The following is a 20,048-nucleotide window of genomic DNA, read 5'->3' on the forward strand; positions in this document are numbered from 1 at the left end:
GCAAGGCAGCCCCATCGGAGCGCATGGTGGTCATGTTGGCGGCGAGGACGGATTGGCAGAATCCTGCTTTGGGTGCCTGCATCTCCTCCCTTGGTACTAGGTTTTACTACCACCTTCGGCACTCCACTGGTAGCAAGGCCAAATCAGTGGGGCTTGGGAAGTATTCCCGGCATTCGCGGGACGTTTTCCGTGTCCGCACCCGTGGCGCGCTCCCAATAATCGAATCGCCAGGCCAGCCGGATGCGGCGGCCTCGTTCGAATCGACCAAGGGAATCGCAACCATGACAACAAGATCGCACCCCGGCACACCCCGTCCGCTCGCCCTCGCTGTGCAATGCCTGACGCTGGCTGGCAGCCTGGCGCTGGCCGCTGCCGCCCAGGCCAAGCCGGTCAGCTGGGAAGACATCGCCAAGGATCATCTGTCCACCGAAAACGTCCTGCAGTACGGCATGGGCACCAATGCACAGCGCTGGAGCCCCCTGGCGCAGGTCAACGAGAGCAACGTATTCAAGCTGACCCCGGCTTGGTCGTTCTCCTTCGGCGACGAGAAGCAGCGCGGCCAGGAATCCCAGGCCATCGTCCATGACGGCGTGATCTACGTGACCGGCTCCTACTCGCGCGTATTCGCCCTCGATGCCAAGACCGGCAAGCGCCTGTGGAGCTATGCCCATCGCCTGCCCGATGACATTCGCCCGTGCTGCGACGTGGTCAACCGCGGCGCCGCCATCTATGGCGACAAGATCTACTTCGGCACCCTCGACGCCCGCGTCGTGGCGCTGAACAAGGACACCGGCAAGGTCGTCTGGAACAAGAAGTTCGGCGATCACGGCGCTGGCTACACCATGACCGGCGCACCGACACTGGTCAAAGATGCCAAGACCGGCAAGGTGCTGCTGGTACACGGCAGCTCCGGTGACGAGTTCGGCGTCGTCGGCAAGCTGTTCGCCCGCGACCCGGATACGGGCGAAGAAGTCTGGATGCGCCCCTTCGTCGAGGGCCACATGGGCCGTCTCAACGGCAAGGACAGCACGCCGACCGGCGACATCAAGGCGCCGTCCTGGCCGGACGATCCCAACCACCCGACCGGCAAGAAGGAAGCCTGGAGTCAGGGCGGCGGCGCGCCATGGCAGAGTGCGAGCTTCGATCCGGAAACCAACACCATCATCGTCGGTGCGGGCAACCCCGCCCCGTGGAACGGCTGGGAGCGCACCAGCGATGGCGGCGACCCGAAGGACTACGACAGCCTCTACACCTCCGGGCAGGTCGGCGTCGATCCGAGCACCGGCGAGGTGAAGTGGTTCTACCAGCACACCCCGAACGATGCCTGGGACTTCTCCGGCAACAACGAGCTGGTGCTGTTCGACTACAAGGACAAGAACGGCAAGACCGTCAAGGCCACGGCCCACGCCGACCGCAACGGTTTCTTCTATGTCGTCGACCGCAAGGACGGCAAGCTGCAGAACGCCTTCCCCTTCGTCGACGGCATCACCTGGGCCAGCCATATCGACCTGAAAACCGGTCGGCCGGTGGAGAACGAGGGCCAGCGCCCACCCAAGCCGGAGCCGGGCGAGAAGCACGGCAAGTCGGTCGAAGTATCCCCGCCCTTCCTCGGTGGCAAGAACTGGAACCCCATGGCCTACAGCCAGGATACCGGCCTGTTCTACGTACCGGCCAACCACTGGAAGGAGGACTACTGGACCGAGGAAGTCAGCTACAAGAAAGGCTCGGCCTATCTCGGCCAGGGCTTCCGCATCAAGCGCATGTACGACGACCACGTCGGCATCCTGCGCGCCATGGACCCGACCACTGGCAAGGTAGCCTGGGAACACAAGGAAAAACTCCCGCTGTGGGCCGGCGTGCTGGCGACCAAGGGCAATCTCGTCTTCACCGGCACCAGCGACGGCTACTTCAAGGCCTTCAACGCGAAAACCGGCGACGAGCTGTGGAAGTTCCAGACCGGCAGCGGCGTGATTTCCCCGCCGATCACCTGGGAACAGGACGGCGAGCAGTACATCGGCGTGACGGTCGGTTACGGCGGTGCCGTGCCGCTGTGGGGCGGCGACATGGCCGTACTGACCAAGCCGGTCGCCCAAGGCGGGTCGTTCTGGGTATTCAAGCTGCCGGATTGGGAGAAGAAGACCGCCAAGCGATGAGTCGAGCCGTGCCCGCCACCGTGCGGGCACGCCTCATGTTCTGAAGATACAGCGGTTCGCGCGGCGCGCCTGGCCTGGTCGGCTGCGGGTTGGCGCTCTCGTCGACAGGCCCAGGAACGCCGCGCGACCGCTTTTTCTCCCCCGCCCTGCCCCAGGTGACCTCCCATGAACACCGCTAACCGCTTGCTTCTGCCACTGCTCCTGTTGGCCAGCGCGTCCGCCATCGCCGCAGACGACGCTCCTCTGACGATCAACGGCTGCGTACTCCAGCCCGAGAGCCAGTGTGCCAACGCCGACCTGCGCGGCGCCGACCTGAGCAATCAGGATTTGCGCCGTATCAATCTCGCCGGTGCCAACCTGTCCGGCGCCAACCTGCGCCACGCCAACCTCGACCTGGCCAATCTGGAAAAAGCCGACCTCAGCGGTGCCACGCTTAACCGCGCCAGCCTGCAACAGGCCAACCTGCGTCTGGCCAATTTCACCGATGCCCGGCTGATCGCCATCCAGGGCTGGGGCCTGTTCGCCCAGGCCGCCCAGTTCGAGAGGGCCGACCTCACCGGCGCCTACCTCGAGTTCGCCCGCATGAGCGGCGCCCAGATGCACGACAGCACGCTGCACGCCGCCGACCTGGAAATGACCTGGCTGAGCAAGGCCGACCTTCTGGGCGCCGATCTCACCGATGCCAACCTGCAGGAGGCCAAGCTCAACGACGCCAACCTCGGCAACGCCGTGCTGACCGGCGCACGCCGGCATTACGCGACCTTCCAGGGCACCAACATGGAAGGCTGCAAGGACTGCCCGGTCGATTGGGAGAAATGAAGCGCCGGCGATAGGCCAGTTCAATCGCCGGTATAGAACAAACCATTGGCCTTCGACCTCAGGAAAAGGACTCCTGCGCCGATCAAGTGACTGGGCGGCCTTGCCCTTCACTGGATGCCAATAAATGTTCAACAAGAACCTGAAACGAGAACTGGCTGAATTGCGCGAGGAAGCCGCAATCAATCTGCAGATCAAGAACTCGTTGTACAGGGAGATGATGGTCCTGGAACTGGACCCGCAAGGACGCATTCAGCACGCCAACGAGCTGTTCCTCAGCGAAATGGGTTATCGCCGCGACGACCTCATCGGCCGCTCCGTCGACGACTTCTTCAGCCAGCAATTTCGTACCGAACCGAACTACGCACGCCTCAAGACCGCCATGCAGCGTGCCGAGCATCTCAGCGGTGCCTACCGACTGCTGCGGGCCGACGGCAAGGAAGCCTGGCTGCGTTCGATCTGGCAGCCGATCAAGGGCTCGGATGACACATTGCACCACTACACCCTGTGCGCCACCAACCTGACCCGTACCATCGAAACCTCGCGCGAACACGAGAGCGTGGTCAACGCGCTGCTGCGCTCCACCGCGGTGATCGAGTTCGACCTCGGCGGGCATGTCATCACCGCCAACCAGCGCTTTCTCGACGGCATGGGCTACCGCCTCGAGCAGATCAAGGGCAAGCACCACCGCATGTTCTGTGAACGGGAGGAAAGCGAGTCGCCGGCCTATCGCGAATTCTGGGCTAGCCTCAACCGTGGCGAGTACATCGCCGAACGCTTCAAGCGTATCGATGCCCACGGCCAGACCGTATGGCTCGAAGCTTCCTACAACCCGGTGCTCGATGCCTACGGCAAGCTGTACAAGGTGATCAAGTTCGCCACCGTCATCACCGACCAGGTCAACCGGGAGATGGCCGTGGCCGACGCCGCAACGATTGCCTACGACACCTCCCAGCACACCGACCTCAGTGCCCAGCGCGGCGCGCAAGTGGTCCAGCAAACGGTCGAGGTAATGCATCGTATCGCCCAGCAGATGCAGGAAGCCTCCGACGGTATCGAGGCGCTGGACAAGCAGTCGCAGCTGATCGGCGCGATCCTCAAGACCATCAGCGGTATTGCCGATCAGACCAACCTGCTGGCCCTCAACGCCGCCATCGAAGCCGCACGGGCTGGTGATCAGGGCCGTGGCTTCGCCGTGGTGGCCGACGAGGTTCGCCAGCTGGCGGCCCGCACCAGCAAGGCCGCCGAGGAAATCGTCGGTGTCGTGCAGAAAAACCAGGACCTGGCGCAAGCCGCTGTGCACAGCATGAGCGCGAGCCGTGACCAGGCCGAGCAGGGACTGGAATTCGCCAACCAGGCCGGCGCGGTGATCGTCGAGATCCAGGACGGCGCGCAGCGCGTGGTCAGCGCGGTCGGGCAGTTCGCCAGCCAGTTGAAGAACTGATGGCGAGCCTGTCCACAGCAGATCGGCATATGAAGGGTGGCCGCGCTACAGCCGAGTCGGCACCGCTGCCTCAGGCTGACTCGATCATCAGCGTTCGGAGGACGCCAGCTTGACGCAGAAGCTGATCATTCATATCCGCCAGCATCCGAATGTCGACGGGCTGCCGCGCTTCGACGGGCTGACGTCGGCGAGCATCGTCACCCCCGCGACGGCGGACGAGTTTCGCGCGGCGGTGGAGGAAATCATGGGCTTTGCCTGCATCGGTTTCGATACCGAATCCAAACCGACCTTCAAGGTGGGCGAAGTCTCCAGCGGTCCGCACCTGATCCAGTTCGCCACCCCGGCAAAGGCCTACCTGTTCAGGATCGGCGTGCCCGGCTGCATCGAAGCGGCCAGCGCAATCCTGCAATCGCCCGCGCTGGCGAAGATCGGTTTCGGGCTGAAGTCGGATCGTTCCAGGCTGCACGGCAAGCTGGGCATCCGACCGACCAGTCTGCTGGACCTGGGCTCGGTGCTTCGCTATCAGGGCAAGAAAGGTCAGGTCGGCCTGCGCGGTGCGGTGGCCGCGGTGCTCGACGCACGGATCGAAAAATCCCGCAGCGTGGCCACCTCGAATTGGGCGAACCCCGCGCTGACCGTGGCACAGCAGGCCTACGCAGCCAACGATGCCTACGCCGCGCTGCGCGTGTTCCTCGGCCTGAGCGCAGAGCAGCAGGCGATGCTGCTCGCGGCGCTACCGCGCTGACAGGGCTTCGGCGGCAGTCAACAGGAGTCAGGCCAGCCCATGCGCCCGGCGTTGCAGGAAGGTCAGCGCTGCATACGCCAGGACGCCCAGCGCCGCCGACAGCCACAGCGCCCGCGTACCGAAGTCGTCGATCAGCAGCGCGAACACCAGCGGCGAAAACGCTTGGGCGAAACGTGCCGGCACCATCAGCAGCCCCTGGCGCAGGCCATAGCCATGGGGGCCGAATATCGCCAGCGGCAAGGTTCCTTTGGCAATGGTCAGAATGCCGTTGCCGCCGCCATGCAGAAGCACGAATGCGGTGGTCGCAGGTGCACCCACCAGCATCACGCCAGCCGCGCCGATGGGATGGGCGATAGCGGCGAGACGGGCCGAGATCAGTGGATGGAAGCGCTGCAGCAGGACGAACTCCAGGCAGCGCGCCCCGACCTGGGCCGGCCCGACCAGCGCCGCGATTCCGATGGCCGCGGCCGCTGACAGCCCGGACTCCTGCAACAGACGTGGCAGGTGCGCCGCCATCGCCGTGCTGGTGAACCAGGTGGCGGCGAAGACGAAGGCCAGCAACGCCATGGTCAATCCTGCACCTGAACGTCCGTCTGTCTGCGCTTGCTCTGCCGCGGTCGGAGCCGGCTGCACGCCAACCGGAATCAGCAGCCGGTTCAACGGCAGCCCGAGCAGCAGATGCGCTCCGGCCCATGTGAGGCATGTGGCGCGCCAGCCGAATTCGGCGTTCAGCCAGCCGCTGATCGGCCAGCACACCGTACTGGCGAAGCCGGCGAGCAAGGTGATGCCGGTGATCGCGCCGCGTGCATCGCGACCGTAGATGCCGGCAAGCGTGGAGAAGGCCGACTCGTAAAGGCCCAGCGCCATGCCGATGCCGATCACCAACCAGCCGGCCCAGAGCATCAGCGGTCCGTTGGCCAGGCCGAGCATGGCCAGGCCAACGGCAAAAACGATGCTGGAAAGCGCCAGCACATCGCGCCCGCCATGATGGTCGATGCGCTTGCCCGACAGCGGTCCGAGGACGGCCGTGACGATCAGTGCCAGGGAAAATGCAGCGAATACATTGCCTGTGGAAATGCCCAGCTCGCTCGCCATCGGTTCGGCGAGAATGGCCGGCAGGTAGTAGGTCGAGCCCCAGGCCAGGGTCTGTGCACTGCCGAGTGCAAGAACGATGCGCAGACGTGACGGCATGCTCAGCGGCACCCGCCAGCGGCACGTTGCGAGACGAGGGGGTAATGATGGACGCGGTTCATCCGTGCTCCTGTGCTGCCGTCAACCAGTCGGCCAAGCTCGCCAGGATACGCAATCGCCCGTGACGATTTCACGTCAGAACCTTGAACCGCGAGCACACCGAACACCGCAGCCAGGCCGGACGCGAACATGCCGGGCGCAAAGGCCCGGCATGCTCGGTGCTGCTGCGACTGATCGGTTATAGCGCATCCCAGCGATAACGCACGCCCACCCAGCCCGCCCGGGGCGCGCCTGGGGCGATGAACTGCTCGTGGCGCCATTCATCCGGGTCCGACTCGAAAGCGTTGCCAGCACCGACGAAGGAATTCTCGGCCAACGCACCGCCGGTGGCGTACCGCTTGTCGAAGAGGTTGTCGACCCGGCCGAACAGCGTCCAGTCACGGGCGAAGCGGTAATCGCCAGTGAGGTTTACCACCGCGTAACCTGGCAGCTTGCCGCTGCCCTCTACCTCGTCGTTGGGCTGATGACGATTGTTCTCGTTGCCGCGCACGTACTGCGACGAGTACGCCAGGACGCTGGTGCCGACTCGCAGCCGCTCATTGAGATTCCAGTTCAGCCCCAGCTTGAGGTTGTGCTTCGGCAGGCCTGGCAGATAGTCACCGCTGGACACGCGAATCTCGTCGTCCGGGCAGCCGCCCTCGCCTTCGGTGCTGTTGTTCTCGGCGAGAATGCAGGCCCCGGAGCGGAAGGTGGCGTGCAGGAAGGTGTAGTCCACCCGCCAGTCGAATGGCCCCTGCTCGCCAGCCAGACCCAGTTCGATGCCCTGACGACGGGTGCGGCCAAAGTTGGTGAAGTAGCCCATGCTACCGCCGGTGCCGACGAACAGCAGGTCATCATGGTTCATGCTGCGAAAGGCCCCGAGGTTCCAGCGGGTGCCGCCGGCCAGTTCGCCGCGTACACCGACCTCCAGCGTGCGGGTGACAACCTGATCGAGGAAGGGGTCGGCCGCCATGGCGTTTGGCAGGCTGCATGGGTTTGCAGGGTCCGCGCAGCCCAGCTCGATTGGTGTCGGGGCACGGTTACCCTGGGAAAAGCCGCCGTAGACAGTGACCGCCGGTTGTAGCTGCCAGGCAAAACCCAGCGCGGGATTGAGCTTGCGATAGGTGAAGTCGCCGTTCAGCGCATCGCCCATGCGATCGGTGTTCACCACGCGCGTGCGGTTGTAGCGCAGCGAGCCGGTCAGCTGCAGCGCGTCGGTCAGCGCCCAGGTGTCGGTGGCATAGAGGCTGGAAGTACGGGTGCGCCCCAGCAGGCTATTGGCCTGTTCCTCCTCTTCGCTGGCGGCGATTCCGCGCTCGTCGGTCAGCTCGCCGCCCTGCTCGCTCTGGTGGAAGCTGGCGCGGGTGTTGTCGTGGGACAGTCCTAAGGCGAATTGATGCGCACCTACATGCCGCGCCCACTGCAGCGCCAGACCGTAGGCACGTTGCGCGGTGCGGGTACGGTTCAGCACGCCGCTTTCCGGCCCTTCGCCGATAAAGCCGCCGTCTTCCCACGCCTCGTATTCGTCCTCGTACTCATCGTTGCCGTCGCCATTGAGCGTCGCGGTATGTGTGCGGCGCAGATAGACCGTGCCGGAAAGCCGATCGTTGTCGTTGAGCCAGTGGCTGGCGGACAGGGCCATCAGGTGGCTGCGGTTCTCGGTCTGGTCGGGATAGGTGAAGATCGACTCGCGCCGCTGGTCGTACATGCTCTCCGGGATCAGGCCGTTGCCGATCAGATCGTTGTCGGCATGCGCCAGCGTAAGGGCCAGATCGGTGGTGTCGGTAGTCCAGGCGAACTTGCCGAACAGCTGGCGCACCTCGGACGGCGAATGGTCACGCCAGCCGTCCTCATCCATGCCTTCGGCGGCCAGGTACCAGGAGAACTCCTCATGGCTACCACCCTGTTCGATTGCACCGCCCTGGCGTCCGAACGAGCCGCCGTAGATTTCCGCCGAGCCACCTGGATGGGTATCGCCACGTTTGGTTTGCAGCGCCAGCGCGCCGCCCAGCGTGTTCAGGCCGTACAACGGGTTCGAACCCGGCACCAGGGCCATGTTGGCAATGGCGGTGTTCGGGATCAGGTCCCAGTGCACCACATCGCCGAACGCTTCGTTGACTCGCACCCCATCGAGGAAAACCGAAAGCCCCTGCGGCGTACCGAGCAGCGGCGAGGCGGTGAAGCCACGATAGTTGAGGTCCGCCTGGTACGGATTGCCCTGGATCTCGTTGACGTTGACGCTGGGCAGTCCGCGCTGCAGCTTCTCGGCCAGCGACTGGCCGCCGAGCCGCCGCAGGTCTTCGTCATCCAGCGACTGGATGTTGGACGGTACCTGATCCTTTGGCAGCTCGATGCCCGGCAACGGTGTGGTACCGATCACCTCCTGACTGCCGAGATCGAGCGTCTGCTCGGCATGAACGGACGCCGGCAACAGTGCGGCGATGGCGAGGGACAGCAACGTACGTCGGGGCGTCGCGCTGCAACAGAGCTGGTACGGCATGGGTGGTCCTTGTTCTTGTTGGCCGATCGGACTGGCCAGGCCACCCGCATTAGCAACGCGGCGAGACCCGCGGACTACTGCATGCTGGCAACCTGCCAGACGCGATTATCAAGAGCCGTGGCGCGGTGCCGACAGGGAAGAATTCCCGGCTCTAGCGGGAAAAATTCCCGGCCGCATGGAGATTGGTCTTACGACCAGCGCACTAGCTGGGGCCCACGACTTTCGCAAGGCACAAGCGCCCCGCCCACCGTGTACAGGCGGGCAGGCGTTTTTTGGGAGTAGATTGAAGAGGTGCTGCGGACCCAGCAGACAGGCATGCCCCGCATCGCCGCAGGGAGCAGGAAGATCCGAAACGGTTAAGGCCGATCAGGCCTCGCACACCATGCGGTCGCCGACGCGAAGTAAGCCCTGATCGATGGCCAGGTGCACGAGCTCGGCCTGGGAGCTGACCTCCAGCTTGCTTTTCAGCAGGGCCATATGGTTCGAGACGGTCTTGCTGCTGATGCACAGCCGCTCGGCGATCTCCCGATTACCGATGCCTCGCGCAAGCATGATGAAGATTTCCATTTCACGCGGCGTCATATCGGCCAGTCGCCCCTTCATCGGCGACTGCGAAGGGCGCTGGCAGGCCAGCTCGGTCGCCAGCGGCTGCTCGATGAAGGTCTGCCCGGCAAGCACCTTGCGCACCGCCTCTACCAGCACGTCCGGCGCGCAGCGCTTGGTCAGATAGCCGGAGGCGCCAGCATCCAGTGCCTGCCGGACGAGTGCCAGCTCGTCGTGCATGCTGAAGATCAGCACCGGCATCAGCGGCAACCGCTGACGCAGGCGCCGGCAAGTTTCCAGCCCACTGATGCCCGGCAGACCGAGGTCGAGCACGACCAGACTGGGAATCGATTCCTGCACCTGCTCCAGCGCCTGCTCACCGCTGGCGGCTTCACTGACTGTCACCTCGGGAAGCAAAGCCTTGAGCAGGCTCGCGTAGCCCTGACGCACTACCGCGTGGTCATCCACCAGCAGAATCTTCATGACGCGGCTCCTTGCAAAGGCAACTTGAGATAGAGCGCCCAACCCTTGCCGGCGCGGTGGCGCACACGCAGCCGAGCACCCAGACAGCGCGCGTGCTCGACCATCGAGCGCAGGCCGACTCCCGGCCGTTCTGGCGGCAACCCATGGCCATCGTCTCGCAGCAACAGGCGCAGCCCGTTGTGATTCCCGCACAGATGCAGGCACACGCGAGTCGCGCGCGCATGCCGCGCCACATTGGTCAGCGCCTCCTGCACCATGCGATAGAGATGCACCTTGGCGTCCATCGACAGTGCTGGAATAGCTCCACGCAGCTGGACATCGCATTGGATACCTTGAGTGCTCTGCCACTGCTCAGCGAGTTGCCCGATGGCGTCTTCCAGGTTCAGGTGATCGAGCATCACCGGATACAGGTCTCGCACCAGCGTGCGAAAGCCGTTCTGCAGATCGAGGCTATGTTGCTCAAGGTGCGCCGCGGTATCGCGAATGGCGTCGGGCTGGTCCGCCTGGACGCGCAGCAGACAGGCCCGCGCGCGGATGCCGGCCAGGTACTGGCCGAGGTCGTCATGCAGCGCTTGCGCCAGACGAGTGCGTTCACGTTCCTGCAGCGCCAGCAGCGCCTGGGTCAGTTGCTCATTGTCGGCCCGCGCATCTTCGAGTGCAGCGGCCATGTGATTGAAGCGTTCGGCGAGCCTGCGCGACTCGGCGAAGCGATGCGATGGCAGGCGGGTGTCGAGTCGGCCGTCGGCGATGCTCACCAGTGCACCAAGCAACTCGCTGAGCACTCGCATGCCCGGGCGCACGGCCCAGCGGATCGCCAGCAGGCAGAGCAGCAGCGCCAGGCCGAACAGCACCAGCAACTGCAACAACGAATCGCTGACCTCTTCGACTTCGTCATGCGGATCGACGCTGATGTGCAGCCGCTGGCCGTTGGAAAGCTGAAGGACGCTGGGTGACGAAAGTTCGGCTGGGTACAGCCAGGACCCGAGCCAGTTGTCGAGCGCTGGATCGACCCCGACGGGCATCGATTCAGTGGCGTCCAGCCAGCGCACACGAATGTGGCGCAGGCTATCGGTCAGGCCCGGGCGCAGCGAGTCGGGATCGCGCTCGGCCATCTCGCCGAGATAGCCAACCACGGCCGCCGCGGCATCGAGCTCACGCTTTACATCGTGGGCGGCCTGGCGCAGCAACACCGCCAGACAGACCATGGTGATCAGGGTGAAGAGCAACGTGACCAGCAGATTGATTCGCCAGAGTGCGGACATATCGGCAACTCCCCGTGATCAGCGCCGAGCGCCAGTCCGCTTCACTTGACCACGAACCGGCCTTCCATGCCCTTGTTCTGCAGCCCCTTGCAGTAGAACGGGTAGCTGCCCGGCTTGACGGGCAGGAAGAAGATTTCTGCCTCGCCGGCATCCTCGAACTCCAGCTCGACCAGCGTGATCGCCTTGATCTCCACACCACCGGCCTCGACCTTGCGCAGATAGATCGACTGGGCGAACTCGGGCGCCTGGAACGCGCACTCCTTCTGACCATCGGAGCTGACCTTGAGCTGGTAGGCGACGCCGGTTTCCAGCTGATATTCCTTCTGCGACACCGCGTAGTCGCTCTGCTCGGAACCGAACTTCAGATCCGGCAAAGCCTGCGTACGACGGGTCAGGTCACCGGCGGCGTGGCTGTGATCGAATCCGACCAGGCTGCCAACGAACAGCAGGTTGAGCAGCAGAGCTTTGTAAGTGGGCATGGGAATGGCCTCGTTATTGTTTTCGGTGTCGCCATCCTAAGGCGCCCCGCCCTGCCCAGCTTCCTACCTTGGTAGCGTTCAGAGGCCGATGAATCTGGCGCTCCAGACTCTTTCATGGCAGTGGCGGCGATTCAAATCTGCGCAAACACCGGCTGCGTCACCCGTTTCGGCAGCCTGACGGCGCGCACCCCGAGTGCCGAGCGAGCCGAATCAGTACCAAGGTCGCAGTACCAAGGTATCGATCAATTTCCTGCCAGCGCGGCCGCCATATCCAGGTATGCATGATGCCGATTGGACATCATCCGATCTTTGGCCGCCCCACGTGAGACCGTCAGCGTCCCTGGGCCCGCCACCGCTGGTTCTTTTGCGTTGTCAGGAGTAGGAACCGTGATGTCTCTCAAATCCATACAGCAGCGAATAGCGATCACCGGCGGCTTATGCCTGCTGGCAACCGCGGGCATCTTGATTGGCTACAGCGTCTACCTTGCCAGCTCGACCCAGGGCATGGTGTCCGACCGGGTCAGTCAGCAGGCGCAGGAAGATGCCTTGCAGACCCTGCAGCACCTCGGCGGGAAATACGCCGGAGAAATCCGCTCCGAGGTTCACCGAAGCGCTGGAAGCGGCGCGGGGCATGGCGACGACCTTTGCGGTCGGCAAGCTGAACCCGGCGGGTTCGGGTGGGCTGCAGGTTGGCCGGGACGAGGTGAACTCGATTCTGCTCAACGTGCTGAAAAGCTATCCGGACTTCAACGGCACCTACTCGTGCTGGGAGCCGGACGCAATCGACGGCCAGGATTTCCTATTCACTGGTGGCCAGAACGGTAACAACGAGCAGACCGGTCGCTTCACGCCCTACTGGACGCGGGGCGCAGACGGCAAGATCGCGGTGCAGCCGCTGGTCGAGTACGACACCATGGACAAGCACCCCAACGGCGTACTCAAGGGCGGCTGGTACATCGGGCCGCGGGAAACGCTCAAGGAAAGCGTGCTCGGCCCGCTGCCCTACATCGTGCAGGGCAAGCAGGTATGGCTGGCGACGCTTTCGGTTCCGATCATCGTCGATGGCCGCTTCATGGGTGTGGCGGGCACCGACTACAACCTCGACTTCGTGCAGAAGATCAGCCAGGAAGTATCCGGCAAGCTGTTCGAGGGCCGAGGCGAGGTGGCGATCATCAGTGACCAGGGGCTGATCGTGGCGGAGAGCCGCTCGCCAGAACTGATTGGCCAGCACTTCCAGAAGGTATTGCCGAACGAGTGGCAGACGGCTCTGAGCGCCGTGCAGAAAGGCAAAGAACTCGCCCGTCTGGACGCAGACGGCACGATCGTGGTGTTCGCGCCTATCGAGCTGGGTCGTACCGGCAAACCCTGGTCGATGATGCTGAAGATCAACAAGGAAATCGTGCTGGCCAAGGCCACCGAGCTGAAGACCGAGATGGACGCCAAGAGCGATCGGAGCATGCTGCAGCAGATCGGCGCAGGCGTGCTCATCTCAATCCTCGCCGTGCTTGCGCTGTGGCTTTCTTCCCGCTCGGTCGCCCTGCCCATTCGCAAAGCCGCGCAGCTGGCCGGTGCCATTCAGAAAGGCGACTTTTCCCAGCGCCTGGCGCACCAGTCCGCGGACGAAGTCGGCCAGCTATCCGCCAGCCTCGACCGGATGGCCGACAGCCTGCAGGAGCAGGTACACGTGGCCGAACGCATCTCCCAGGGCGACCTGGCGGTGGAAGTCCGTCTGGCCTCGGAGCACGACCAGCTCGGGCTTGCGCTCAGGCGAATGGTCGACAACCTCAACGAGTTGGTATCCCAGGTCCAGCAGAGCTCAGGGCTGATCAACGACAAGGCCGGCCAGGTGACGAGCCTCAGCCAGGATCTTTCCAGCGGCGCAACGGAATCGGCCTCCGCGGTGACTGAGATCAGCGCCACCATCAACCAGATGGCTGCGCAGATTCGCCAGACCTCTGAATACGCCAGCGAAGCCAACGCCCTCTCGCGCGATTCCGAGCATTCGGCCCGCGGTGGCAACGAGTTGATGGTCACCCTGAAAGCGGCAATGCAGGAGATCAACCAGTCGGGCCTGGATATCACCAACATCATCAGGGCAATCGAAGAGATCGCCACGCAAACCAACCTCCTCGCACTGAACGCGGCCATCGAGGCGGCCCGTGCCGGCGAGCATGGCCGCGGGTTCGCCGTGGTCGCCGATGAAGTCCGTCAGCTGGCAGCCCGCAGTGCCGAGGCCGCACAGCGCTCTACCCGTCTGATCCAGGAGTCCAATGCGCGGACGATCAAGGGCATGGAGCTCACCGACGACACGGCACGGGCGCTGGAAGCGATCGTTCAGGGCGCGGCACAGGTTTCGCAGCTGGTCGACGAGATCGCCTCGGCGTCGAGCCAGCAGGCGTCCGGTATCGAATAGGTCAGCCTGGCCATCGGCCAGATCGATGAAGTGGTGCACCACAACAGCAGCAACTCAGAGCAATCGACGCAGGCCGCACAGGAGCTGACGCAGCAAGCGCAGCAAATGATCGTGCAGGTCGGCCGATTCAAGGTCAGGCGAGTCCGCTAAGGGCCGGGGCGGCGCAGGGCCTGCGCCGCCTTTTCATCGTCACTTCTACGACCTTGGTACACAGCGACTGGTACTTTCTGCATATTCCCCCGCTCTGCCATGGTTCCTATGCTGCCTGCAACGTCACAGGAGCTGCCCATGAGCCACGTATTACGACGAGCCGGTTTCCTGATCGCCCTCACTTGCTGCACGCAGTTCGCTGCAGCGGCTGCCAGCACGGAGCTGGCGATACGCATCGGTTATCTCGGTTATCGCCCAGACACCGGCCCGGTGCTCTCCAACGTCATTCCTGAGCCCGAAGACGCCGGCCTGCGCGGCGCCGAACTGGCGATCACCGACAGCAACAGCACGGGACGTTTTCTCAAGCACAGCTATGTGCTCGAAGCGGCCACCAGCGAAACGCCGGACGAACTCCTGGAACAGGCCGGCAGGCAGTACGCCGACGGCCTGCGCCTGTTCGTGGTCAACGCTCCGGCTGAATCCCTGCGCCAGCTGTCGGACGCCATGCCGGAGGCGCTGCTGATCAACGCCGGCAGTGCCGACGATGCACTGCGCAGCCAGAATTGCCTGGCGAATGTGCTGCACACCCTGCCCAGCCGCAGCATGCTCGCCGATGCGCTCGGCCAGTTTCTCGCGGCACGCCGCTGGAATCGCTGGATGCTGATCGTCGGCCCTACGGCTGAGGATCAGGCCTATGCCGAGGCTCTGCGGCGCGCGGCCAAACGCTTCGGTCACCGCATCGTGGAGGAGAAGCCCTGGAGCTTCGATAACGACCAGCGCCGTAGCGCCCAGGCCGAGATGCCGTTGTTCACCCAGGGCGCCGAATACGACGTGGTGCTGGTGGCCGACGAGCGTGGCGACTTCGGTGAGTACGTGCCGTATCACACCTGGCTGCCGCGCCCGGTGGCCGGCACCCAGGGCCTGATCGCCACCGGCTGGCACAAGACGGTGGAAACCTACGGTGCCGCGCAATTGCAGAAACGCTTCGAGGCGCATGCCAAGCGCTGGATGAACGACCGCGATTTCGCCGCCTGGATGGGCGTACGCAGCCTCGCGGCGGCGGTCACCCGCCTGCGTAGCACGGACGCTGCGGCAATCCGTCAGTTGTCGCTCAGCGGTGAGCTGCCACTGGATGGTTTCAAGGGTCGCAAGCTGAGCTTCCGCCCATGGAATGGCCAGCTGCGCCAGCCGATCCCGCTGGTACACCCGCGCGCCCTGGTATCGAACTCGCCGCAGGACGGCTTCCTGCATCCCACCAGCGAACTGGACACCCTCGGCTTCGACGCACCGGAAAGCAGCTGCCGCCTGAACGAGGCGCGCCCATGATTCGTCTGCCTGCAGCCGCGCTGCTTGGCCTTGCCACACTGCCCGCCAGCGCCGACGAGCTGGGCTATGAGGCCTATGTCGACAGCCCCAAGCGCATCAAATGCCTCTATGGCTACGTGACGGCGAAGACCGGCAACTTCGATGCCGCCAAGGCGATCTTCGAAGACTGCGTGAAGCGCTGGAACGACGTCTACTCGATGATCTCGCTGGCGCAAATGTACGAGAGCGGCAGCGGCATGGCGCCGGACCTGCGCAAATCCGCCGAACTGCTGAAGCAAGGCGCGGAGCAACCGGACGATGCCAGCTATGTCAGCCTGGCGCGCTACCACTGGGGCGTCGCCTTGGCCGAAGGTCGTGGCGTCGAAGCCGATCAGGTCGCCGCACGCCACTGGCTGCAGCGCGCAGCCGCCGGCGGCCAGGAAGAAGCCGAAGAATATCTGCGTCAGCTGGACAGCAGCGACGCCACTGCCCCCATCACACAATAACGACAAGAGAGTCCAACCATGCCCAGAACTGCCCTTGCCTCCGCCATCGCCATTGCCCTCAGCCTTGCCGCAGGCTCGGCTGTCGCCGCCACCGCCTATGTCTCCAACGAAAAAGACGACAGCATCAGCGTGATCAATCTGGACACGATGGAAACCGTCGAGACCCTGGAAGTCGGCATGCGTCCGCGCGGCCTCACGCTCTCCCATGACAACGAGCTGCTGTACATCTGCGCCAGCGACTCGGACACCGTGCAGGTGATGGACCTGGCCACGCGGCAGATCATCAAGCAGCTACCGTCGGGCGCCGATCCCGAGCAGTTCGCCCTGCACCCGAACAACAAATGGCTGTACATCTCCAATGAAGACGACGCGCTGGTGACCGTGGTCGACGTCGACAAGGAAGAAGTGCTGGCGCAGATCGACGTCGGCGTCGAGCCCGAGGGCATGGGGGTGAGCCCGGATGGCAAGTGGGCGGTCAACACCAGCGAAACCACCAACATGCTTCACTGGATCGATACCAGCACCAACGAACTGGTCGACAACACCTTGGTCGACCAGCGCCCCCGCCACGTGGAGTTCACCAGGGACAGCAAGCAGCTATGGGCATCGGCCGAGATCGGCGGCACGGTCAGCGTGGTGGACGTGGACAAGCGCGAGATCCTCAAGACCCTGACGTTCAAGATCAAGGGCGTGCACCCGGACAAGGTCCAGCCGGTGGGCATCAAACTCAGCTCCGACGGTAAGTACGCCTTCGTTGCGCTCGGCCCGGCCAATCACATCGCCGTAGTCGATGCGAAAACCTACGAGGTGCTCGACTACCTGCTGGTAGGCCGCCGCGTCTGGCACATGGCATTCAACCCTGACGAAAGCCTGCTGCTGACCACCAACGGCGTCAGCGGCGACGTCTCGGTGATCGACGTCGACAAGCTCAAGGTCACCAAGTCGATCAAGGTCGGCCGCTATCCATGGGGCGTGGTGGTCACTCCATGAACGCGCTGGAGGTCAGCGACGTCGCGTTCGCCTATGGTGAGCGGCGGGCGCTGGACGGGGTGAGTTTTACCGCAGCGCAGGGGCGTTTCACTGCGTTGCTCGGTCCGAACGGAGCCGGCAAATCGACACTGATCGCGTTGCTGACCCGCCTGTACGATCTACAGCAGGGGCAGATCCGTATCGCTGGCTTCGATCTGCGTGAAACGCCGCGCAAGGCCCTTGCGCGTCTTGGCGTGGTGTTCCAGCAGAGCACGCTGGACCTGGACCTTACGGTGGAGCAGAACCTGCGCTACCACGCGGCGCTGCATGGCATGCCGCGGGCCCTGGCCAACGAACGTATCGAGCTGGAACTGCAGCGCCAGCAGCTCGGCGAGCGGCGACGCAGCAAGGTGCGCGAACTCAACGGTGGTCACCGTCGCCGTGTGGAAATCGCCCGTGCCCTGCTGCACCGACCGGAGCTGCTGTTGCTCGATGAGGCCAGCGCCGGCCTCGACCCCGCCAGCCGCCAGGGGCTTAACCAGCATGTACGCCTACTCTGCCAGGAGCAGGGTATGAGCGTGCTGTGGACCACGCACCTGCTCGATGAAGTCCAAGACGACGACGATCTGCTGATACTCAACCGCGGCCGCCTGGTGGCTCAGGGGCGTGCCGCGACCCTGGCCACCGAAGGCGAAGACCTGGCCGCGAGCTTTGCACGGCTGACCGGCAGCGGCCTCGATCACCAGAGCGCCCTGCTCAACAGCGCGCCGCGAGCAGTCGAAACCGGGCACGCGGCGTCTGCGACGCCGGCTTCCAACCCTGGGGCTGCTCCCGGCACGCGCGCGACCCTCGATTCCGGGCGGAAAAGTTCATGATCATCTACTGGGAATGCCTGCGCGGCATCGTTCTGCGCGAATGGCTGCGCTTCGTGCAACAGCGTTCGCGCTTCTTCAGTGCCCTGGTACGGCCACTACTCTGGCTGGTGGTGTTTGCCGCGGGCTTTCGCGCGGCGCTCGGCATCGCGATCATCGAGCCGTACGACACCTACATTACCTACGAAACCTACATCGTGCCGGGGCTGGCCTGCATGATCCTGCTGTTCAACGGCATGCAGGGTTCACTCTCGATGGTCTACGACCGCGAGATGGGCAGCATGCGCGTGTTGCTGACCAGCCCGTTGCCGCGCAGCTTTCTGCTGGCCAGCAAGCTCGTCGCCACGGCGTTGATCTCCTTGCTGCAGGTCTATGCGTTTCTCGCCATCGCCTGGTTCTACGGCGTACAGCCTCCACCGCTTGGGCTGATCGCCGCCCTGCCCGCCCTGCTGCTGGTGGCGCTGTTGCTCAGCGCCCTGGGTTTGCTGCTCTCCAACGGCATTCGTCAGCTGGAGAACTTTGCCGGCGTGATGAATTTCGTGATCTTTCCGATGTTCTTTCTCTCGTCGGCGCTCTACCCGCTGTGGAAGATGCGTGAGGCAAGCGAGTGGCTGTACTGGATCTGCGCCCTCAACCCCTTCACCCACGCTGCGGAGTTGGTTCGTCATGCGCTTTATCTGCGCCTGGCGCCGACCGCACTGATGGTTTGCCTCGGACTGACCCTGCTGTTCAGTCTTCTCGCAGTAATCAGTTTCAACCCACAACATGCGGCCTTGCGCCGCTCAGCCTGAGCGATCTACTACTTTGGTATCGGTTTTCCCCTCCATCGTAGGATTTAAAAGACAGGCCCTTTGCTCTGTAATCGACCTATCGAAACGCCATGGAATACGGACTATGTTCAGGTCGCTGCTGCCCTTGCTGATCGCCGCGCTGCCTGGGGTCTGCCTGCCCGCGATTGCCGCGGCCGAAGAGCAGCTCGCCCTGTTCTCCACCGACGGCTATCGCCAGACGCAGTACCGCAGCCCGACACCGCCTTCCATCGACGGTGCACAGACTCTGGATACGGCCGCGTTAAAGGCTTTGCTGGAAGAACAATCCGATGTGGTGCTGGTGGACGTGTATCGGAGCCAGTGGCTCGCCGGCCGTTTCATCGACAGCGAACCCCATGTAAACCTGCCTGGCAGCATCTGGCTGGCGAACACCGGCGATGGAGATCTGCAACCCGAATGGGCAAGCTACCTCAGCGAAAATCTTGCCCGCGCCAGCCAGGGCAATCTCGAGCAGCCAATCGTGTTCTACTGCCGGTCTGACTGCTGGCTCGGCTGGAACGCCACCAGGCGCGCCCATGCGCTGGGCTACAAACGACTGTACTGGTATCGCGATGGGGTGGACGGTTGGGAACAGGCGGGCCTGCCCTTGCACCCTGCTACTCCGGAGCCTCTGCCTGGCGATGAGTAGCATCACCTGACCAGCATGCCCCCACCATAATCACAACAAAGAGGTGACCGGCCTTGTACAAGATCCTGATTGCGGACGACCATCCGCTGTTCCGTGAAGCCATCCATAACGTCATTCGCGACGGCTTCCCCGACAGCGAAATCCTTGAAACTGCCGACCTCGACAGCGCGCTGGCGCTGACCCTGGAACACGACGATCTCGATCTGGTGCTGCTGGACCTGAACATGCCCGGCATGCACGGCCTCAACGGCCTGATCAATCTGCGAAACGAAGCACCGACCATTCCGGTGGTGATCGTCTCGGCCGAGCAGGACAAGCAGATCGTGCTGCAGGCCATTACCTACGGCGCCGTCGGCTTCATCACCAAATCCTCGCCGCGTGCGCAGATGACCGACGCCATCGAGCAGATCCTCAACGGCAACGTCTACCTTCCTTCGGACATTATCCGCAGCCAGAAGCCCAGCAGCCGCCACTCCCATCACAACGAGCAATCGATCCCGCCGGAACTGTTGCAGGCGCTGACCCGCAAGCAGCTACTGGTACTGGAGCGCATGACCAAGGGTGAATCCAACAAGCAGATCGCCTACAACCTCGACATCGCCGAAACCACCGTGAAGGCACATGTCTCGGCGATTCTGCGCAAACTCAACGTGCACAACCGTGTACAGGCGATCCTTTCTGCCGGGGACATCGACTTCACCGCCTATCTGCGCCGCTGAA

The 20,048-nt window shown here is 63.8% G+C and carries 16 protein-coding genes and 1 pseudogene; 12 read left to right on the forward strand and 5 right to left on the reverse strand.

Annotated elements, in window-relative coordinates; all coding sequences use genetic code 11:
• Positions 1-281: 281 nt before the first annotated feature.
• The 4 genes from exaA to IEG05_RS08650 all read left to right on the forward strand — a co-directional run bounded on the left by exaA (position 282) and on the right by IEG05_RS08650 (position 5,158).
• Positions 282-2,153: a quinoprotein ethanol dehydrogenase gene (gene exaA, locus IEG05_RS08635; RefSeq protein ID WP_046618947.1), complete on the forward strand. Its 1,872-nt coding sequence runs from the start codon at positions 282-284 to the stop codon at positions 2,151-2,153.
• A 165-nt stretch (positions 2,154-2,318) separates the two neighbouring features.
• Positions 2,319-2,972, forward strand: a complete 654-nt coding sequence (locus IEG05_RS08640) for a pentapeptide repeat-containing protein (RefSeq protein ID WP_046618944.1) — start codon at positions 2,319-2,321, stop codon at positions 2,970-2,972.
• A gap of 124 nt (positions 2,973-3,096) precedes the next feature.
• Entirely contained in the window at positions 3,097-4,413 is a 1,317-nt protein-coding gene (locus IEG05_RS08645; RefSeq protein WP_046618942.1) for a methyl-accepting chemotaxis protein, read from the forward strand.
• A gap of 109 nt (positions 4,414-4,522) precedes the next feature.
• Positions 4,523-5,158, forward strand: coding sequence for a 3'-5' exonuclease family protein (locus IEG05_RS08650; protein WP_046618941.1), 636 nt, complete (start codon positions 4,523-4,525; stop codon positions 5,156-5,158).
• Between the two features lie 27 nt (positions 5,159-5,185).
• Here the strand turns inward: IEG05_RS08650 and IEG05_RS08655 are convergent, their stop codons facing one another.
• The 5 genes from IEG05_RS08655 to IEG05_RS08675 all read right to left on the reverse strand — a co-directional run bounded on the left by IEG05_RS08655 (position 5,186) and on the right by IEG05_RS08675 (position 11,655).
• Positions 5,186-6,349: an MFS transporter gene (locus tag IEG05_RS08655; protein ID WP_041013701.1), complete on the reverse strand. Its 1,164-nt coding sequence runs from the start codon at positions 6,347-6,349 to the stop codon at positions 5,186-5,188.
• A gap of 238 nt (positions 6,350-6,587) precedes the next feature.
• Complete coding sequence (locus tag IEG05_RS08660) at positions 6,588-8,888, reverse strand: TonB-dependent receptor (protein WP_191121925.1); 2,301 nt, start codon at positions 8,886-8,888, stop codon at positions 6,588-6,590.
• A gap of 366 nt (positions 8,889-9,254) precedes the next feature.
• Positions 9,255-9,914 (reverse strand): response regulator transcription factor, encoded by a 660-nt coding sequence (locus IEG05_RS08665; RefSeq protein ID WP_041013699.1) that lies wholly within the window; start codon positions 9,912-9,914, stop codon positions 9,255-9,257.
• The gene (locus tag IEG05_RS08670) at positions 9,911-11,176 is read right to left on the reverse strand and encodes a HAMP domain-containing sensor histidine kinase (protein WP_191121926.1); all 1,266 of its coding nucleotides are present in this window, start codon (positions 11,174-11,176) and stop codon (positions 9,911-9,913) included. The genes IEG05_RS08665 and IEG05_RS08670 overlap by 4 nt, the downstream gene beginning before the upstream one ends.
• Before the next feature lie 41 nt (positions 11,177-11,217).
• Positions 11,218-11,655: a cupredoxin domain-containing protein gene (locus tag IEG05_RS08675; protein WP_014820096.1), complete on the reverse strand. Its 438-nt coding sequence runs from the start codon at positions 11,653-11,655 to the stop codon at positions 11,218-11,220.
• 390 nt (positions 11,656-12,045) lie between these two features.
• On the opposite strand from IEG05_RS08675, the pseudogene IEG05_RS08680 reads away from it, so the two are divergent.
• The 8 genes and pseudogenes from IEG05_RS08680 to IEG05_RS08715 all read left to right on the forward strand — a co-directional run bounded on the left by IEG05_RS08680 (position 12,046) and on the right by IEG05_RS08715 (position 20,047).
• A pseudogene (locus IEG05_RS08680) lies at positions 12,046-14,218 on the forward strand (methyl-accepting chemotaxis protein).
• Between the two features lie 138 nt (positions 14,219-14,356).
• Entirely contained in the window at positions 14,357-15,544 is a 1,188-nt protein-coding gene (locus tag IEG05_RS08685; RefSeq protein WP_191121927.1) for an ABC transporter substrate-binding protein, read from the forward strand.
• On the forward strand, positions 15,541-16,029 hold the full coding sequence (locus IEG05_RS08690) for a tetratricopeptide repeat protein (RefSeq protein ID WP_020307416.1): 489 nt from the start codon (positions 15,541-15,543) through the stop codon (positions 16,027-16,029). Before IEG05_RS08685 ends, IEG05_RS08690 begins: the two co-directional genes overlap by 4 nt.
• 18 nt (positions 16,030-16,047) lie before the next feature.
• Positions 16,048-17,019 (forward strand): YVTN family beta-propeller repeat protein, encoded by a 972-nt coding sequence (locus IEG05_RS08695; RefSeq protein ID WP_020307415.1) that lies wholly within the window; start codon positions 16,048-16,050, stop codon positions 17,017-17,019.
• Entirely contained in the window at positions 17,016-17,873 is an 858-nt protein-coding gene (locus IEG05_RS08700; RefSeq protein ID WP_020307414.1) for an ABC transporter ATP-binding protein, read from the forward strand. Before IEG05_RS08695 ends, IEG05_RS08700 begins: the two co-directional genes overlap by 4 nt.
• Positions 17,870-18,661 (forward strand): ABC transporter permease, encoded by a 792-nt coding sequence (locus IEG05_RS08705; RefSeq protein ID WP_020307413.1) that lies wholly within the window; start codon positions 17,870-17,872, stop codon positions 18,659-18,661. The genes IEG05_RS08700 and IEG05_RS08705 overlap by 4 nt, the downstream gene beginning before the upstream one ends.
• Before the next feature lie 103 nt (positions 18,662-18,764).
• Positions 18,765-19,328 carry a PQQ-dependent catabolism-associated CXXCW motif protein gene (locus IEG05_RS08710; RefSeq protein WP_020307412.1) on the forward strand — a complete coding sequence of 188 codons (564 nt, stop codon included), beginning with the start codon at positions 18,765-18,767 and terminating at the stop codon, positions 19,326-19,328.
• A gap of 53 nt (positions 19,329-19,381) precedes the next feature.
• Entirely contained in the window at positions 19,382-20,047 is a 666-nt protein-coding gene (locus IEG05_RS08715; RefSeq protein ID WP_014820088.1) for a response regulator transcription factor, read from the forward strand.
• The last annotated feature ends 1 nt before the right edge of the window (position 20,048 follow it).

It is taken from the genome of Stutzerimonas kunmingensis (assembly GCF_014764705.1).
Lineage (GTDB): Bacteria > Pseudomonadota > Gammaproteobacteria > Pseudomonadales > Pseudomonadaceae > Stutzerimonas.

Coding starts and splice junctions, on each gene's coding strand:
- IEG05_RS08710 (WP_020307412.1), top strand. CDS start 18,765: ATGTTCAGGTCGCTGCTGCCCTTGCTGATCGCCGCGCTGCCTGGGGTC.
- IEG05_RS08685 (WP_191121927.1), top strand. CDS start 14,357: ATGAGCCACGTATTACGACGAGCCGGTTTCCTGATCGCCCTCACTTGC.
- IEG05_RS08645 (WP_046618942.1), top strand. CDS start 3,097: ATGTTCAACAAGAACCTGAAACGAGAACTGGCTGAATTGCGCGAGGAA.
- IEG05_RS08660 (WP_191121925.1), bottom strand. CDS start 8,888: ATGCCGTACCAGCTCTGTTGCAGCGCGACGCCCCGACGTACGTTGCTG.
- IEG05_RS08695 (WP_020307415.1), top strand. CDS start 16,048: ATGCCCAGAACTGCCCTTGCCTCCGCCATCGCCATTGCCCTCAGCCTT.
- IEG05_RS08700 (WP_020307414.1), top strand. CDS start 17,016: ATGAACGCGCTGGAGGTCAGCGACGTCGCGTTCGCCTATGGTGAGCGG.
- IEG05_RS08675 (WP_014820096.1), bottom strand. CDS start 11,655: ATGCCCACTTACAAAGCTCTGCTGCTCAACCTGCTGTTCGTTGGCAGC.
- IEG05_RS08655 (WP_041013701.1), bottom strand. CDS start 6,349: ATGCCGTCACGTCTGCGCATCGTTCTTGCACTCGGCAGTGCACAGACC.
- IEG05_RS08690 (WP_020307416.1), top strand. CDS start 15,541: ATGATTCGTCTGCCTGCAGCCGCGCTGCTTGGCCTTGCCACACTGCCC.
- IEG05_RS08665 (WP_041013699.1), bottom strand. CDS start 9,914: ATGAAGATTCTGCTGGTGGATGACCACGCGGTAGTGCGTCAGGGCTAC.
- exaA (WP_046618947.1), top strand. CDS start 282: ATGACAACAAGATCGCACCCCGGCACACCCCGTCCGCTCGCCCTCGCT.
- IEG05_RS08670 (WP_191121926.1), bottom strand. CDS start 11,176: ATGTCCGCACTCTGGCGAATCAATCTGCTGGTCACGTTGCTCTTCACC.
- IEG05_RS08705 (WP_020307413.1), top strand. CDS start 17,870: ATGATCATCTACTGGGAATGCCTGCGCGGCATCGTTCTGCGCGAATGG.
- IEG05_RS08640 (WP_046618944.1), top strand. CDS start 2,319: ATGAACACCGCTAACCGCTTGCTTCTGCCACTGCTCCTGTTGGCCAGC.